The organism is Microbulbifer sp. HZ11 (assembly GCF_000708675.1).
Classification (GTDB): Bacteria; Pseudomonadota; Gammaproteobacteria; order Pseudomonadales; family Cellvibrionaceae; genus Microbulbifer.
In genome coordinates this window covers 1,802,366-1,817,741 of sequence record NZ_JELR01000001.1, presented here as the reverse complement: position 1 = coordinate 1,817,741, position 15,376 = coordinate 1,802,366, and the positions used below count along the sequence as shown (strand labels likewise).

The following is a 15,376-nucleotide window of genomic DNA, read 5'->3' as shown; positions in this document are numbered from 1 at the left end:
CGCGTCTGAGCAGGGGGGGGGCAGAAGTCGCGGGGGATCAGAACTCTGCCCGGATAGCCCAAAGATCCGGAAAAACCGGCTTGAACAGGGTGCTCTGCAGGTAGCCGACACCACTGGATCCGCCAGTGCCCATTTTGCTACCAATGGTGCGCTCTACCATTTTTACGTGGCGGTAGCGCCATTGCTGCAGGGAGGTGTCGATATCCACGAGGGCCTCACAGATTTCACTGACCAGTGGATCGTTACGATACACATCGATCAGAACCTTTTGCACGGCGGCCGATGGTTCAGCGACCTGGCTGAAGTCTCGATTCCGTTCAGAGGCGGGAATCTCGTGGCCCTCGTGTGCGAGAAATTGCAGGAATGCGTCCCACAATGTTGGGGCTAGCAATCGCTTCTGAAGGCGCAGGTAGTGCTCGGACCCAGTGGGGTAGTTGTCGAGCTTTCGGGCATCCTTGGCGCCGTAGAGAAACTCCAGCTCACGAAACTGGTAGGACTGGAAACCGCTGGCGGTGGAAAGGCGGTCGCGAAAGGAGTTGAATTCCAGTGGTGTCAGGGTCTCGAGTATGTCGACCTGCTGGATCAGGGTACGATAAATCGCGTCTACCCGTTTCAGCGTATGCAGAGCGCGATTTCGCTCTCCTGCATTGAATAGGCGAACCAGAAAATCCAGCTCGTGCAAGAGTTGTTTGAACCACAGTTCATAGCTCTGGTGAATCACGATAAACAGTAGTTCGTCGTGTTCCGGGCCCTCTGAAAGTGGTCGCTGGCATTGCAGCAGCTCGTCGACCTTAAGGTAAGAGCTGTATGTCACCGTCATATTCGAATATCCCCTCTCACCGAACGTCAGTTTCATAGCGTTTTGTGCAATGAAAATAACGCAATTTGGTGTGCTTCAGTTGTATTATTGCGCAGTCGCGCTATTTATTGGTCGCATTATAAGGTCAGACGCGCTAATTTTGGAAAAATCCTACCTGCGTCTCTCTCTCTATTTGCCACCTGAGCCGCGTATTTGGAATCGGTAACTCAAACTGGTCGAATTGGACCTCGTGTGCCAGTCCTCAGTGGCTAAACTAGGTCCAAATCCCTATAACGACGCCAGACTATTGGAGCCCGTATGCCAAGCCACTTGCAGAGCCCCTGTGCGGAAATAGACGCCCAGCTAATTGACCGCGTACTGGAGATCACGATCAACCGACCAGAGCGTAAAAACGCTCTGACCCAGGCCATGTACGCGGCGATGGCCCAGCTACTCAATGTGGCTGCGTCAGATCCTCAGGTACGTGTGGTGATACTTACCGGGGCTGGTGGCGCTTTTACCAGTGGCAATGATCTTGCGGACTTCCTGGGGGGCTCTGCGAGCAGCGAAGACTCCCCGGTCTTCCAGTTCATGATGGCTCTTTATCAGTTCCCGAAACCGGTTATAGCGGCGGTCAGCGGCGTGGCAGTGGGTATTGGAACCACTCTGTTATTGCACTGTGACCTGTCGATTGCGGAAGATGATGCCGTTTTTCAAATGCCCTTCGTAAACTTGGGGCTCTGCCCCGAGTACGCCTCCAGCCTGATTTTGCCGCGTATCATGGGGCACGCCAAAGCCGCTGAACTTTTGCTATTAGGCAACAAATTTGATGCGCAAACCGCTGCCGATGTAAATATCTGCAATGAGGTCGTATATTCAGGGGAGGCTCTGGAACGGGCCAGAAAGCATGCTGCCGATCTCGCCACGAAGGCGCCTGAGGCCGTACGCTTGAGTAAAAAACTGTTGCGGCAGGGGACCTATGAAGCGGGCCTGACAGCAATTCGAGAAGAGGCGGGGCACTTCCAGAAGCGGCTGCAGTCGGACGAATTCCGCGAGGCGGCGACCGCCTTTATGGAAAAGCGCCCGGCGGATTTTTCCCGGTTCGAGTGACGCTACTGCCGGTATCTGGGGTGGTGAAGGGGGCAAATACCCCCCATCTGGAGATTTCGGCATATTTAGCGGGCTGCCGTCTATAAAAGGGTCGTCATTGGCGGCCTTTTTTTTGTTCTGACATTTTTTGTGGAGTATTTTTCTTTTTAGTTTTTATTGTTTGGTTTTTATTTCTGTTTATAAGCTTTATTTTAGGTTTTATTTCCGGTGGTTTGCGGGGTCGGAAAAGATCGCCGAGTGATTCTGAGCCCGGGAGCCGGTAAACTTCTCCGTTAGACATGGCTCACGCTCGCGGGAATCCGTCCATCCCGTACTGAGCCGATACAGGATTCTTGTCCCGGTTTAACAAAAACGCACGCCGGGTGCATACATCAGGCGCTCTATGACAGCTCCACGAATACACAAAGTGGCCTCTACAGCAGATTCCCACCGGTGGCATCATCGGTACTGGTTGCGTGTGCCTGCCGTTGTCTTGCTGTTGGTGTTCTTGGTGTCAGGCCCTGCGGTATACGCAGTTTCGGCTGTTGAGGTCGGTGCGGGAGAAGAGGGTTCGCAACGTACCGGACAGGGTTCTGTCTGGCACGATCCCAGCGGCAAAGCCGATTTGTCGGCTGCGGTGGATGCGCTGCGTTCCGGTGAGTTCACGCCTTTGACTAGTGCAGGGTCCACGGGGCTGAAGAAGGGCAGTTACTGGTCCTATTTCGAGCTGCAAAACACAGAGGCCCACAACTTACCCCTGCGACTCGAATATGTGGATCACCAATTGATTCGCTTACGTGCCTACTCCCGGGGTGAAGGCGACGGTTCTGAGTTTCAGAAGATTGCGGACCAGGCCATGGGTGAGCCTTTTGCCCGACGCCCAGTGTTCCACAATCGTTTTGTGGTGCCTGTCGAGCTGGCGGCAGGAGCAAGCCGCGGGTTTCTCGCGCGTTTTGATTCTGAAGAGGCCGGTTTTGTCTTCCCGTCCATGCGAATCTGGAGCCCGGACGCGTTGAGCAAGTCCCACACCGGTGAAACCGCCGTGCTGGCGTTCCTGTTCGGCGGAATTGCTCTGATATCACTGTTTTCACTGATTGTCGGGGTAACCACCGGCGATTCCAGCTTTTTTGCCTATTTTGTTTACGGAATCTCCAAGATCATTGCCTGGGGCACTATTCTCGGCTTTACCCATCAGTACGTAGTGCAGAATCACTTCCACTGGAGCTATATGTCTGCTGCGGGTGCGATCAGTATCTTCTGCGGCGTGGTCTTCGATCGCCTGTTTTTGCAGACCCGGAAGTGCACCCCGCGCCTGGATTACATCCTGCTGTTGATGATGCTCAACGCTGCAGTGCTGTTGGTCAGCGCCTTACTGCAAATAAAGCAGGTTGCGCTTATCAGTATTACGCTGGCCCTGCTGTTCTACCCGGTAATGACGTTCATTGCGCTGGTGCGTTGGCGTCAGGGTTCCAGTGAAGCGGCTGTTTTTGCCATTGGCTGGACACTCTTGCTCAGCGGACTTTTCTACCAGGCATTGCGAGACCTGGGGCTGGTCGAGCACAACCTTCTGAATTACTACTTGCCGCCACTGAGCTCATTTGTGGAAATGGTCACGATCATGGCGGCAATGGGCATCAAGTTGCGCCGGGTCCGTTTGCAGGGGCTGGAGTCGGAGCGACAGTATCGCCGTCACCTGGAGCAATCCAAGGTGAAGCTGGAAGGCCTGGTGCGTGCGCGCACCGAAGAGCTGGAGAAGGCCAAGCAGCAGGCAGAGATGGAAGCCCGTACCGATCCCCTCACCGGAATCCGTAACCGCCGTAGCTTTCTCGCTGAGGCCGAACTCTGTATCAAGCGTGCTTATCGGAAAGGTGAGCCGGTCAGCCTGCTGATGTTTGATATTGACCACTTCAAATCCATCAATGATAACCACGGTCACGGGATTGGCGACGAAGCGTTGCGCCAGTTCAGCTACACCATTCAGGACAAAATCCGCGAGACAGATATATTTGGTCGTCTCGGCGGGGAAGAGTTTGCCCTGTTGATTACCGAAACCAAGCCGGATGCCCTGCACACTGCAGAGCGGCTGCGCGACAATATCGCGGGTATTCGCCTGCCCTGTCCCGAAGGCACTGTTCAGTTCACTTCGAGTATTGGGGTTGCCTGTGCACACCAGGCGCAGACCCTCGAGCAGCTGATGCGTGAAGCAGATGAGGCCCTTTATTCCGCCAAGCAACGGGGCAGAGACCAGGTGGTAGAGTACCGACAGTCGCTTTCCGGCGAATTGGTCACGCCGGATGTTTCGACGGAGCCGGGAATGGAGCCCGCCTGAGGTAGAGGCCTACGGGTTTTTCTGGTGATTGGCTTGTTTTCGCAGCGCGCGAACTTTATCCGGGTGGTCGGTAAATATCCCGTCGACGTGCACCTCTTCGAAGTAAAACAGCACAAATTCCTCGAAGCTGCGAAAATCTTCGGGTACCTGATCCGGGTCGGCCCGAAATGTGTACGGGTGAACCCTGAGGCCCAGACGGTGCGCGTCCGCTACCAGTGAATTTACCTTGCCACGTTCATCCAGCAACATCGGGTGCCATGGCCCGATACCCGCGGCGTAGCGTGAAATCTTCTCAAGTCCTTCAGGCGTCCGCATCCAGTTATAATCGTATTGGATCCACTCCCCCGCGTGCCGTACCAGTTTCTCTCCCCAGTCGGACTCCGCAATCAGCTGAATTAGTGGCAGTTCCATTTCCAGCTGCGGCATAAGTTCCGTATGGATACGCTGCAACTCTTCGGCATCAAACGCCTGTAAGAATACTTTGTCAGCACCAGTGGTGTAACCGTGATGCTTTAGCGCCTGAAGCACTTTACGGGAAATATCCTTACCTTCACGGTGGTGGAACCACGGCTTCTTGATCTCAGGATAAATTCCCACGTTGTAGCCGAGAGACTGGTTCAACCCCCGGATCAATTCCAGCTCTTCTGCGAAGGTCGCCAGTTGAAAGTGTGATTGCCAGAGCGGAAAGCGGCCCTGAAATTGCGGGCGAGTTTGCCCCATACCGGACAAAAAGGGCCCGGTGACCTCTAGTCGCTTTAATTCCTCGAGTGTGAAGTCGATGACGTAAAAGTGGCCGTCCTGCCGTGCCCGCTGGGGAAAGACATCCCGAATATTGGTGACTTTATCCAGGTAGATATCGTGCATCACGATCAGGTGGTCGTCTTTGCTGAGCACCAGATCCTGTTCGATATAGTCTGCACGCATCGCGTACGCCAGCGTCTTCGCTTCCAGAGTATGCTCTGGCAAATAGCCGGAGGCGCCTCGGTGCGCGATAACCACGGGTTCGGAAGTCTGGCCGGGGGAAACTGTCGGAGTAACGCTGACTAGCGCGATGAGCAGGGCGGTTAAAATTGAGGGCATGGCAAATTATGGAAGTAAAAATTTGCCTAAAGATATCGCGACTTGGCGATCAGTAATATTAACAAATGATGATAGTGTCACCAGTGAGGCTGCTATCGTCCTCCTGTCGACGGCCAGGTAATGCTCCTTCACCTGGCCGTCGTGAGCTGGCAATGTAGCCGAGTTGGGATTGTGGCCGGTCGGATCATTGGACTATCTTGATCCACTCACCCGGCTTCGGCTCACCGCGGGGATAATATCCATTGAGCAGGCGAAGCTGCTCTTCAGCGTACTCCCCGATCTCCATATGCCGTGCCAGAGAGGAGAAAGTCGTCTTGTCGTTTGCCTGAACATAGCGAACCCGCTTGATGTCCGGCTTCACTACATCCGTTTTGCGTAGTGGCCGAAAGCTGCGAATACTGGTCATAAACAGATCGTCATACTCGGCTACGGTTTTCTCGTCATCGGTGGGTGTGGCGACTTTGCCCTCAAGGATATATTGACGGCTGCCGTAAAACAGCACGGCCACACGATCCGGTGATTCCGCATTGCGCTCCGGAAGTTTGCCTGTGTGTCCTTCAAGGCGGTATTGACTCAGAGCTTCATCCTGCTCCAGGCTGCGCACGTCGTAGACACCACGCAGTGCCATATCCGCCGGCTGATTTCCGTCTCGCTTGGCCACCTTAATGGTAATGGTGGCTGACTTATCCGGGGCAGTACCGACGATTGCACTGCGCTGATTTTCCACATTCCATCCCTCTGGGAACAGCAGTGAAAATCCGAGGCTCTGGTGATTGAAACGGTTTTTTTCGCTCTCCTGAGCGTTTTGTCCGTACACAATACCTTCGGTCTTCTCTCGGTAGTATTCAACTTTGGTGATTTTCTTGTCTTCTGGTAACTGACCGGCGGCCTCGACCACTTCACGCAGGCGGATATCATTGCGAGGATGTGAGGAAAAAACGCCGTGATAAGTCTGTTGTTTCTTACCTTCGACCCGCGCGCGCCGGCGCGCAAAGGTTTCCTGATCTTTCAGGAGAGCGATGACATTGATCATCGATTGCGGGTCGTAACCGGCGTTGTACATATACTGGGCACCAAAGCGATCCGCTTCAAGTTCCATATCTCGACCGTATCCTTTAACCGCTGCGGTGCTCCAGAGATTTGCCACATCGCCCACGACCCCACTGCCGGTGACGAGAACAGACAGTACCGAGGCGACACCGGCGCCGGTGGCTGCGGTTTTCTGTCGTACTGCGTGACGGGCAGTAATGTGACCTACTTCATGGGCAAGTACCGCGGCCATCTCTGCTTCTGACTGCAAGTAGGTCAAAAGCCCGCGATTGATGTACACATAGCCGCCCGGTAACGCAAAAGCATTGATATCCTGGCTGTCGATAATGGTGAAGTGGTAGGTGAGGTCGGGCCGGTCACTGGCCCTGGCAATTTTCTGACCCACGTGCTCGACGTAAGCATTCAGGATCGGGTCGTTGTATATTGGCGTACTGGCGACCAGCTTTTCATGCATTTCGCGACCGATCTTGATTTCTTTCTCTTCCGACATCAGGACCAGATCCGGGCGATTTGTCGCCGGATTAAAGGCGCAGCCCACCGCGGTGGTCAGTAGAACAGCCGCTATGATTTTGTTGAGCATGTGCATGAGGGGCTCCTGTTTTATTCTCTCCGATCAGTAAAAATACCAGCCGTATTCCCTCAGCGACTGGCGGATTGTGGGGGCAGTAAAAACTCTTTCAGCTGTGCGGCCATACCTTTACAGGCGTTGTTCTGTACGCGGGCTATCAGTGGAATGGGAACCACAATCGCCGGCATGTACGAAGTGCCCTGTGCATCTGCGCTGATCTTTCCGGACAACTCCTGGTCGCGGAAATCCCATACCGAGGCTTCGTAATCGGATTCCTTATCCCAGGTGCCGAAACCAAAGCAGCCGGCGCCAGCGGTACCGATGGAGCAGCCAATGGAACCGGCGCTGGACGTGGTTTCAGTGGAACCGTCAATCCAGACAATGTATTTGACGCCATACTGTTCCATGCGGTTGCGCACATCGGGAATATCCATCAACTTGCTCAATGATTTGATGTGCATGGGTGCTTTACGGGGCTCAAACCACGGGTAAAGGGCGTCGACGAACTGTTGCTCCGGGATCACGTTTACACCGGACTCGGGGTTGTGCAGCGTGTCACCGACACAGTTAATCAGGTCGGGTTCCGTTTCGTATTCGCTGGAGTGCCGGCGGCCAAGAATGACAACGGAGTCGCCTACTGCCAGCTCGCCGGTACTACGGCGGTACTCATCAATGACCACGGTGGTGCAGCCTCCGCTGGTAAGCACCATAGATGACAGTGCCAATGTGGACATGAATGCGCTCAGTTTCCTCACCGAACTTCCTCCTTGATTGGTGCGCTCGGGTTTTGGCGCGACCAGAATCCTGTTTCCCGGGGCCAGTTTGTTGCTGGCCAGACGTATTTAGTCGGCGTCGTTTGCCGTTTTCATTGTGAGTGCCCGTTGCTTGTTGGCAATGAATGCCTGGAGCTCTGGCACCCGGTCAAAGCCTGTGTACAACGTGGCGCCCGCGTCCCGCAGTGCAACGTTGATGGCTTGCGCTAGAGCGGCTTCCTGAGACTTCAAGAATGCTGTGGGTGTTTTCCCGTAGGCGGTGATGACCCACTCCGCGACGGAGTCCCCGCGCTGGTTATAAGCGTGCATGTCGTACTTGATCCACACCTCAAAAATATTCACTCGCGTTTCCCGCGGCATGGTGAATTGCAGTTCACGTACTTCTGGCACTATGACAAGATCCAACCCCTGGGGCAGGTTGCTCGGATACTGAGCGACGCTGATGGTTTCGCGAAACATGGAGCCAAGCACGGTTTCGAACAGATTTTTCTGAGCGCGCCCGGTGTTGATATTCCACTCATCCCGGTCGTCCCGGTTTTCGCTATAAGTAAACTTTCGGAAGTCGTCACTCAAGTAGACACCCACCGTCAGAGGGTGCTGGTTCCCGACCGGTGTGGGAAATTCGCCATCCACGGAGACCGTATGTGCACATGCGGTGAGCAGGGCGATCGCGGTAAGCGAACCAAGCTTTCGCAGTGACTTAAATCCATTTCGCCAGATACTCATGTGCTGCTCCCGGGCTATCCGTGCCCCTCGTAAAGTCTCGCTTAAAATGTGGCTGGTGAACGGGGTTCACCAGGTCATCTAACGGAAGTCATTCAACCCGACAAAAGTGCCTCCGTTGCGGTAAGTCAGTTCGCGCATCAACGCCGCGAAACGCAGACCGGTGGTCTGAAGATGAAGAGGGCGCGAGAACTGAATGGGGAAACCAATCGCATGAATGCGTACCATGCGTTCGTTCTCCCCGCGCTGCGCATTCACCCGGTCCACAGCCATCATTACATTGCGAATGGACTTGCCAGTGAATTCATCTCCCAATACGTAAATACTGATTTTTTTGTTGGGGTCGTAGAAAGTGCGAACGGCCTTTTGAATGCCCTCTACCGGGCTGGAATTACTGAATGGATTCCAGGAACGCAATCGGTCCAACACCGCCTTGCGGCGCCCCGGTGTATCCGGAATCCAGCGATTGCGATAATTGGAGAACATGTAGTCCCCCATATCGTTCATTACCTGGATGCCCTTTACATTGGGGTAGAGATTGAGAGTATTTACCATCTCATCAATCATGCGGTCCCAGCCGTAATTGAACATACTGCCCGAGGTGTCGATGATGAACAGGATGTACTCGCTATCGACGGGAATGCCCCCGATGACATTGTTCTTACGCTGATAGTTCTCGCCGAGCAGCCGCTTCATTTCATCGGTCATGCTTTGTAGGGCAATGGTCAGCTCACCCTTGAGTTTGCCCTCTTCAGATTCGCCTTCGGTTTTACGCGCATACATGGCCTGCAGGGTTTCCAGTTCACCTTTCAGTTTGGCGATGCGCTTGGTTTCGATATCCAGCTGCTCTTTTTTGGCATTGAGATCACGGTTGAGGATGGTGGTTTCACCGCGAATTTCTGCGAGTTGCTCCTGCAGTTCCTGTACCTGGCCATCCAGATCCAGTTCCGCTTCTTCCAGGACGATGGGTTCCACGGTTTTGGCGATCATCAGAAGCAGAACAATGGCGCCAAAGCCGCAACAGATCACATCCAGAAAAGAAATGCTGAACTCTTCCTGTTGCCGTTTAGTTCGCTTGCTCATGGCCAGTCCTTAGAAGGTGCGAGGAAAGAACCCTGGGTCTCCATAGCCAGCTTCCAGAATTCGCTGGCGGCGAAGGGATCGCCTTCCATGGGGGCCAGGACCACATTGACGGGGATACTCTTCGGTAGTGCGTCAACCGCCTTGCGAAACAACTTGATGCGCTCCTTGCCGGATACGGTATTGCCGCGAGGTGCTTTCATTCCCTGCGTAGGCAGACCATCGGTAATCAGGATGATATTGTCTGGAAGCGGTGACATGCTGTTGACTGCATTGAAAATCCGCTCGAGGCTCGTTCCGTTTTGCGGCACTACCTTATCCAGAGCTTTCATCGCGTCATCCATCTGATCGCGGTCATCCACGTTCAGCCAGCGGTCTTCGGTTCCCACAATTGCCGCCTGGAAGCCTGTATTGAAGGTATAGATCTGGTACTGGCTGTCTTGGGGGAACTGGGAAACCAGCCAGCTTACGGTCTGTTTGGCGCGCCGCCACTTCTCCGTATCTCGTTTCACGGAGTCGGACATGTTGCGGGTTCGGATTACCTTGATAAGTTCGTCTCCCAGCATACTGGCGGAGGAATCCAGTAGTATCAGGATACGGTCGCCGCCAAGACGCAAACCCGTGAGATACTGGCGGTCGCCATCGCCAACGAACTTGCGCACGTTGTTGCCGAGTTTGCGATTTTCCTCTTCCAGCTGTTTTTTCGCCTGCTCCAGCTTTTTCAACTTTTCCTGAAGGCGCGCGATGTCCATTTCATCGGTACTGCTGTCGACTTCTGCGATATTGCCTTTGACTTCTTCAATCTGCTCCATGATCCGTCGCGCGAGACCTTGCGCGGTAGCGAGATCATCGCTAGTGCTATCCAGTGTATTACGCGCGAGTACCATATGTTCACGGCCGAACTGTACCTCTTCCTGTAGCAAGTTCACCTCCGCTTTCAGGTCCAGGTTTTCCGCCTCAATATCGTGATCGGAGCCATGTTTGATGATCAGAAAGATCAAAGCCACGGCGCCAAATCCACAGGACATGATGTCCAGAAAGGAAAGACTGAAGGTATTAAACCGCCGGTTTTTACGCGCCATATTGGTCCACACTGATCGCTGTAATTACGCCGTCGAAATCCGCCACACCGATGCGGTCACCGGCGGTCAGATTGACCGGGGCGGAAATGGTTTCACCGTTTAACATCAGTTTTGCACCTGCATCCACGCGCAGTGCCAGGCGCCCGGCGTGGTTGGTAATGGTAGCGGCGGGGTGCGTGGGTGGTGTAGGGGTAATATCCAGCTTGCCGTTCAGCCAACTTACAAATAGCGGCTGGTGTGCGGCGAGCGCCCGATGACCGTGCAGTAAATGTGTAGCGGCAGCCTCTGCGGCTGCATTTACCTGTACCGCGACTTCTGTGGCCGGTGCCGCGCTGAGATTTGTAATCAGGCGCAGGTTGCCACTCTCACTGTGGATTTCCTGCCAGTGCTTTTCCACCGCTTGGGCCACGGCATTGTGGGGAAGCAGGTGGATGCGCTCTGCCAGTTGGGCCCCACCGGGGATTTCCGCCCAGCGGTGGGAAACAAAAACCACGCTATTGGCATCGCTCAGGTTGTCGATCATGGCTCGTACACGGGAGAGAATGGGTGTGCTGGCGTCCTGCAACTGCCGCAGGCTCACTTTGGCGGTGCGGTCGTCAAGTTCCGCCATGACCTCTCCCTGACGCATGGCGCGAGCTATCCACTGGGGCAGCAGGTCATAGAGTTGCTGTTCAGCCTCCGCAGAATGGAATGGGTCGAAGCGGCACTGCATGATAAAGGCGTCTGTAAAGATACGCGCCCAGGCTTCCTGAAAATGCTGCAGGCCGGCATCGGTTACGGTCTCCGCAATATCCAGTTCAGTCTGTTCGTGAACGCCGATACGGCTGACCAGTGTCTGGTGCCTGTGTAGTTCAACATGCAGATGCACACCGCGAGGCGCACAGCTGCTGATACACGCACTGGCACTATCAACTAATGCAACAGCATTGAAGGCGCTTTCTTTGACCACTCCCAGTAGAAGTGCCAGTTGCTCGTGTGTGAAATTACCTGGTACCGCAAGAGCTACCTCATCTGGCAGATCACACAAGCCGGCAATTTCTTTCAGCTGACAGAACGCCAGGTCTGCGTGATGGCGGCAGCCGGGGTTGTCAGACTTTACCGATTCGAGGCTGAGACGGCGCCAGAACTGATGATTGACCTGGGTGGGGTGACTGCGCGCGCGCATCAGTGCAGCGGTGCCGGTTACAATTTCCCGGCTATTGATTATGGCCACTCCGGGGCTTTCGATAACTTCATTGGTGCCGTCGAATACACGCAGCCCGCAATCGTTGATTTCCAGTACACCTTTGCTCATGGTCTTTCCTGTGTCTTTCGAGGGTGACCCTGTCCGTGGTCACCCGGTGTTGCCGGGATTTTTGTCAATCGAGTCGTGCTCAGCTTACCTTGAGGAAACGCAGCAGCTTGTTGTCACAGTAATTCTGTGTGTCCAGTACAAGGCGCTCCTGCATCAACTGCAGCTGGTGCGTGAAGAACATGATGACAATGCTGATAACCAGAGCGACGAAGGTAGAGTTGAAAGCCACACCGAGGCTGACGGTCACTCCAGCGATGTCGCCTTCTACGGCTCGGTGCGCCTGAGCAAGTGCCTCGCCAATGCCCCGCACAGTGCCGATAAATCCAATGGAGGGGATGGCCCAGGTGATATAGCGCACCATGGCGAGCTCACTGTCGAGACGATCACCTTCTGTTTCACACACTTCTTTTACGGAGTTTGATACCGCCGCGACATTGCGCGTGGAGCCGAAACGCTGTAAAGCGGTGAGCAATGCGCGTGGTAGGAGGAAATTCCGCTCGTCTTCTGGCAGCGCCTGAATGGGGCGCGACAGATCGCGGGCGTCTTCTGGTAGAATTGGTGTGCCTTCACTTACGTTGAGCAGTGCCTGGTCCAGCAATTTGCGCTCACGCATGGAACGTCGTGCCTTGAGTCCCATAATCGCCATTGCCCACAACATCAGGACAAAGCACGCTTCCTGTTCGTAGTCGCGCATTACGATGTAGAGTGATCGCTGCTGCGCATAGGTTTCACCAGCTTCTTCTCGTGCCATCTGCTCCTGGATCAGCGCATCCGCGTTGGGGCGGATAATGGCCACATAGATGGCGTGAACCAGAATAATGGCGCCGAGAAGGGCGAACAGCTGGAACATAAAATCTGAAGACTTGAATTTCATGGGGTTTCCCGCTTATTTGTGGGGCCATTCCATTGGCATCCGGCCCGGTATTACGTGTGGCTGTGTTCGAATGTTTTCTGCGGTATCGTTAAATACCGGCTAAATATCCACTGGATAAGAGACGGAAAGGTCTTCGGAGATTTCCTCTGTCGCCTCGTAGCTATCTGCATTTCGCGCACTTTGTGCTTTGATACTGGTTTTCGCTTTTTTTGCCGGTACTTCCGTAGACTGCTTGACCGTTACCGGCTTCGCAGCAACTGCTTTGGCCTCCGGTACCGGCGTCTCCTTGGATTCCTGGTTGTTGTTGTCACCGGTCGACTGCGCCTGAATACCCAGAGACTGCACACTGAGAGCGGCGGCAAAACCGAGAGCCAATACGACGACCACAAATCGTCGGCTGAACAGGGGCGCTGCGGGAATGGCCTTTGCTCTCCCAGCCTCCTGGGCTGGTGAAGATCGCTGTTGCATCTGAAGTTCCTCAGTTCACCCAGCGGGCGATACGGAAGCCGATATCATTACGTGCCTCTGCACCGTAATCCCGGTATGAAAGTCGCAGCTCGGTAAGGCCGGCATGCTTCCAACTGGAGCCGCGCACCACGTGGTAATCCCCTTCCTGGGGGCCAACGGGGTTTTCCTCGCGCTTGAGGGATAGGCCAGTACCGATGGTGTACAGGTCGTGAATCCACTCGGAGACGTTGCCACCCATGTCGTATAGTCCAAGGTGATTGGCTGGAAAGCTGGCAACGGGTGCGGTGGCGGCGTAGCGGTCGTTATAGGTGCGCAGTACGGCGGGAACAATCTGGCCGGCACTGCTATCGGCATAGTTGCCCGAATTTTTGCCCACTGGCAGGGCGTCACCCCAGGGGAATTTGCGCATGGCACCCCGTTCATAGCGGGATGCCCAGGCCCACTCGGCCTCGGTTGGCATGCGGTAACCATTCGCGCTCGCATCGAAGCCCACTACGCGACCGCGCTCGGTGCGGTAGACCTCTTTCAATCCATCGCGGGCGCTGAGCCAGTTGCAGAAAAGTGCGGCATCATTCCAGCTGATATTCACCACCGGCAGACTGTCGTTATCCAGGCTGACACCGTTGGTATGGCTGGAACTGTGCATGCGCTGGTAGCGCCGGTATTCGCGATTGGTCACTTCCGTAGTGCCAATATAGAAAGGACGGTCCAGAGCGATTTTGCGCAGAACCTCATTGGCGCGGCGACCCTGTTCGCGTCGAGAGGAGCCCATGGTGAATTCCGCATTCGGACGCATCAGCAGCATCTTGCCGCCGGCACCGTGGGTAATTTGTGCGGGGACATTGCTCCAGCGCGCTTGTTCTCCTGTCAGCAATACGGCGCGCACGGACTGCTTCAGCTTGCTGGAGGGAACGATAGTGGTCTGGTAGTCCTCGTAACCGGCTTTGCGTACCACAATGCTGTGGCTGCGGGTCGGCAGCGTGAAGGTCTGACCGGCGGTGCCCGCCAGTTTGCCATCGATAAATACCTGGGCATCGGCAGGACTACTGGTGATTGCAACCTTGCCAAATACAGGGACTAACTGCACGGTCATATCCCGCAGGTCTCCGGCGCGGACATCTACAGCGCGTTCGACGGTACTATAGCCGTCTAAAAAGAATCGCAGTTGATGGCGGCTGTTGGAGGCCAGATCCAGATCCATGGGCGTCTGGCCGCGGTACTCGCCGTTTACGGTGATACTGGCACCTGGCGGGGTGCTGACCACCCGCAAAGTGCCATCAGCTGCTGAGAGGTCGACGGTTTGCAGCGTCTGGTCGACACCCGCCGTGACCGGTACCGGCACTTGGACGGTTTTGTGTTGTGGCAGGGAGATATCCACCAGGCGATCCCCTTGAACCAGTTCTGCGGTGAGCGGGGTAGTGCCGAGGATTTTTCCCTCCACACTGACGGTAGCGCCTGCGGGGTTACTGGTAATGTGCACATTCGCCCAGGCAGGGCGCAGGCTGGCCTTCAGGGTTTGAGTGTTATCCAGTCCTTCGATTTCCACTTCCTTGCTGAAGGGGAGGTAGCGCTCGGTCAGCACGGTGATACGTTTGCGGCCAGCGGGAATAGCGGCGGCCAGACCGGCTTCGCTTTCTACCTCAGCACCATTGACCAGAATGCGCACGGGCACGTTGGGTTCGGTAACAACCTGCAAATGCCCCGGTAGCCGCTGCAGTTTCACTGCGTGGCGGCTGTTGCGGTCACTGCTGACCTCGACTTCACCACTTTGAGAAACGTAACCTGTTGCACTGACGGTGTAGCTGTAGTGGCCAGGCAGCACCAGATGCCCGTCGCCCAAAGGCAGCGCCAGGCCGCTGACGGTGACCTTGGCATCGCTGGGCTGTGTTTCGAAGATCAGTGAGCGGGCAACCAACAGGTACACCAGCATCAGTACGCCTAGGAGCAGGCAGCCCACGACAGCGATTGCTTTGGGAGAAAGCAACAGCTTCCTGCCGCCAGAGGAAACCGGAGCGGGGGTGAAGCCTATTGGCTGGATGACGGATACTTCTTCGTTGGCCGGCTCGCTATCGCGTGCGGGGACCGCTTCCTTGGCTGTCATTAATGATTCCCTGTTACTGCGCACTTATTGATTTTCCGTGGCGGCGATGGTCGCTATTTCCGCATT

Annotated in this window: 13 protein-coding genes; 2 read left to right on the top strand and 11 right to left on the bottom strand. The window is 55.2% G+C overall.

Annotated elements, in window-relative coordinates; translation table 11 throughout:
• Window positions 1-37 precede the first annotated feature (37 nt).
• The gene (locus tag AU11_RS07805; RefSeq protein ID WP_043317704.1) at window positions 38-820 is read right to left on the bottom strand and encodes a tryptophan 2,3-dioxygenase; all 783 of its coding nucleotides are present in this window, start codon (window positions 818-820) and stop codon (window positions 38-40) included.
• 297 nt (window positions 821-1,117) lie between these two features.
• On the opposite strand from AU11_RS07805, the gene AU11_RS07800 reads away from it, so the two are divergent.
• Together AU11_RS07800 and AU11_RS07795 are read left to right on the top strand one after the other, a co-directional pair.
• Window positions 1,118-1,909: an enoyl-CoA hydratase gene (locus AU11_RS07800; protein WP_051687030.1), complete on the top strand. Its 792-nt coding sequence runs from the start codon at window positions 1,118-1,120 to the stop codon at window positions 1,907-1,909.
• A gap of 490 nt (window positions 1,910-2,399) precedes the next feature.
• The gene (locus tag AU11_RS07795; RefSeq protein ID WP_231491679.1) at window positions 2,400-4,217 is read left to right on the top strand and encodes a diguanylate cyclase; all 1,818 of its coding nucleotides are present in this window, start codon (window positions 2,400-2,402) and stop codon (window positions 4,215-4,217) included.
• A gap of 9 nt (window positions 4,218-4,226) precedes the next feature.
• On the opposite strand, the gene glpQ is transcribed toward AU11_RS07795, so the two are convergent.
• From glpQ to AU11_RS07745, 10 genes are all read right to left on the bottom strand, one after another.
• Window positions 4,227-5,297 (bottom strand): glycerophosphodiester phosphodiesterase, encoded by a 1,071-nt coding sequence (gene glpQ, locus AU11_RS07790; RefSeq protein ID WP_043317702.1) that lies wholly within the window; start codon window positions 5,295-5,297, stop codon window positions 4,227-4,229.
• 184 nt (window positions 5,298-5,481) lie between these two features.
• Entirely contained in the window at window positions 5,482-6,927 is a 1,446-nt protein-coding gene (locus tag AU11_RS07785; RefSeq protein ID WP_043318469.1) for a M48 family metalloprotease, read from the bottom strand.
• 59 nt (window positions 6,928-6,986) lie between these two features.
• Complete coding sequence (locus AU11_RS07780; protein ID WP_043317700.1) at window positions 6,987-7,649, bottom strand: hypothetical protein; 663 nt, start codon at window positions 7,647-7,649, stop codon at window positions 6,987-6,989.
• 108 nt (window positions 7,650-7,757) lie between these two features.
• The gene (locus AU11_RS07775; RefSeq protein WP_051687028.1) at window positions 7,758-8,414 is read right to left on the bottom strand and encodes a hypothetical protein; all 657 of its coding nucleotides are present in this window, start codon (window positions 8,412-8,414) and stop codon (window positions 7,758-7,760) included.
• A 78-nt stretch (window positions 8,415-8,492) separates the two neighbouring features.
• The gene (locus tag AU11_RS07770) at window positions 8,493-9,494 is read right to left on the bottom strand and encodes a vWA domain-containing protein (protein ID WP_043317698.1); all 1,002 of its coding nucleotides are present in this window, start codon (window positions 9,492-9,494) and stop codon (window positions 8,493-8,495) included.
• Complete coding sequence (locus AU11_RS07765; RefSeq protein WP_043317696.1) at window positions 9,491-10,573, bottom strand: vWA domain-containing protein; 1,083 nt, start codon at window positions 10,571-10,573, stop codon at window positions 9,491-9,493. Before AU11_RS07765 ends, AU11_RS07770 begins: the two co-directional genes overlap by 4 nt.
• The gene (locus tag AU11_RS07760) at window positions 10,563-11,867 is read right to left on the bottom strand and encodes a hypothetical protein (RefSeq protein ID WP_043317694.1); all 1,305 of its coding nucleotides are present in this window, start codon (window positions 11,865-11,867) and stop codon (window positions 10,563-10,565) included. The genes AU11_RS07765 and AU11_RS07760 overlap by 11 nt, the downstream gene beginning before the upstream one ends.
• Before the next feature lie 79 nt (window positions 11,868-11,946).
• Window positions 11,947-12,741, bottom strand: a complete 795-nt coding sequence (locus tag AU11_RS07755; RefSeq protein WP_043317691.1) for a MotA/TolQ/ExbB proton channel family protein — start codon at window positions 12,739-12,741, stop codon at window positions 11,947-11,949.
• Between the two features lie 99 nt (window positions 12,742-12,840).
• On the bottom strand, window positions 12,841-13,209 hold the full coding sequence (locus AU11_RS07750; protein WP_043317689.1) for a hypothetical protein: 369 nt from the start codon (window positions 13,207-13,209) through the stop codon (window positions 12,841-12,843).
• Window positions 13,210-13,219: 10 nt separating this feature from the next.
• A complete protein-coding gene (locus AU11_RS07745) occupies window positions 13,220-15,310 on the bottom strand; it encodes an SUMF1/EgtB/PvdO family nonheme iron enzyme (protein ID WP_043317687.1) in 2,091 nt (696 codons plus the stop codon).
• Between the last annotated feature and the right edge of the window lie 66 nt (window positions 15,311-15,376).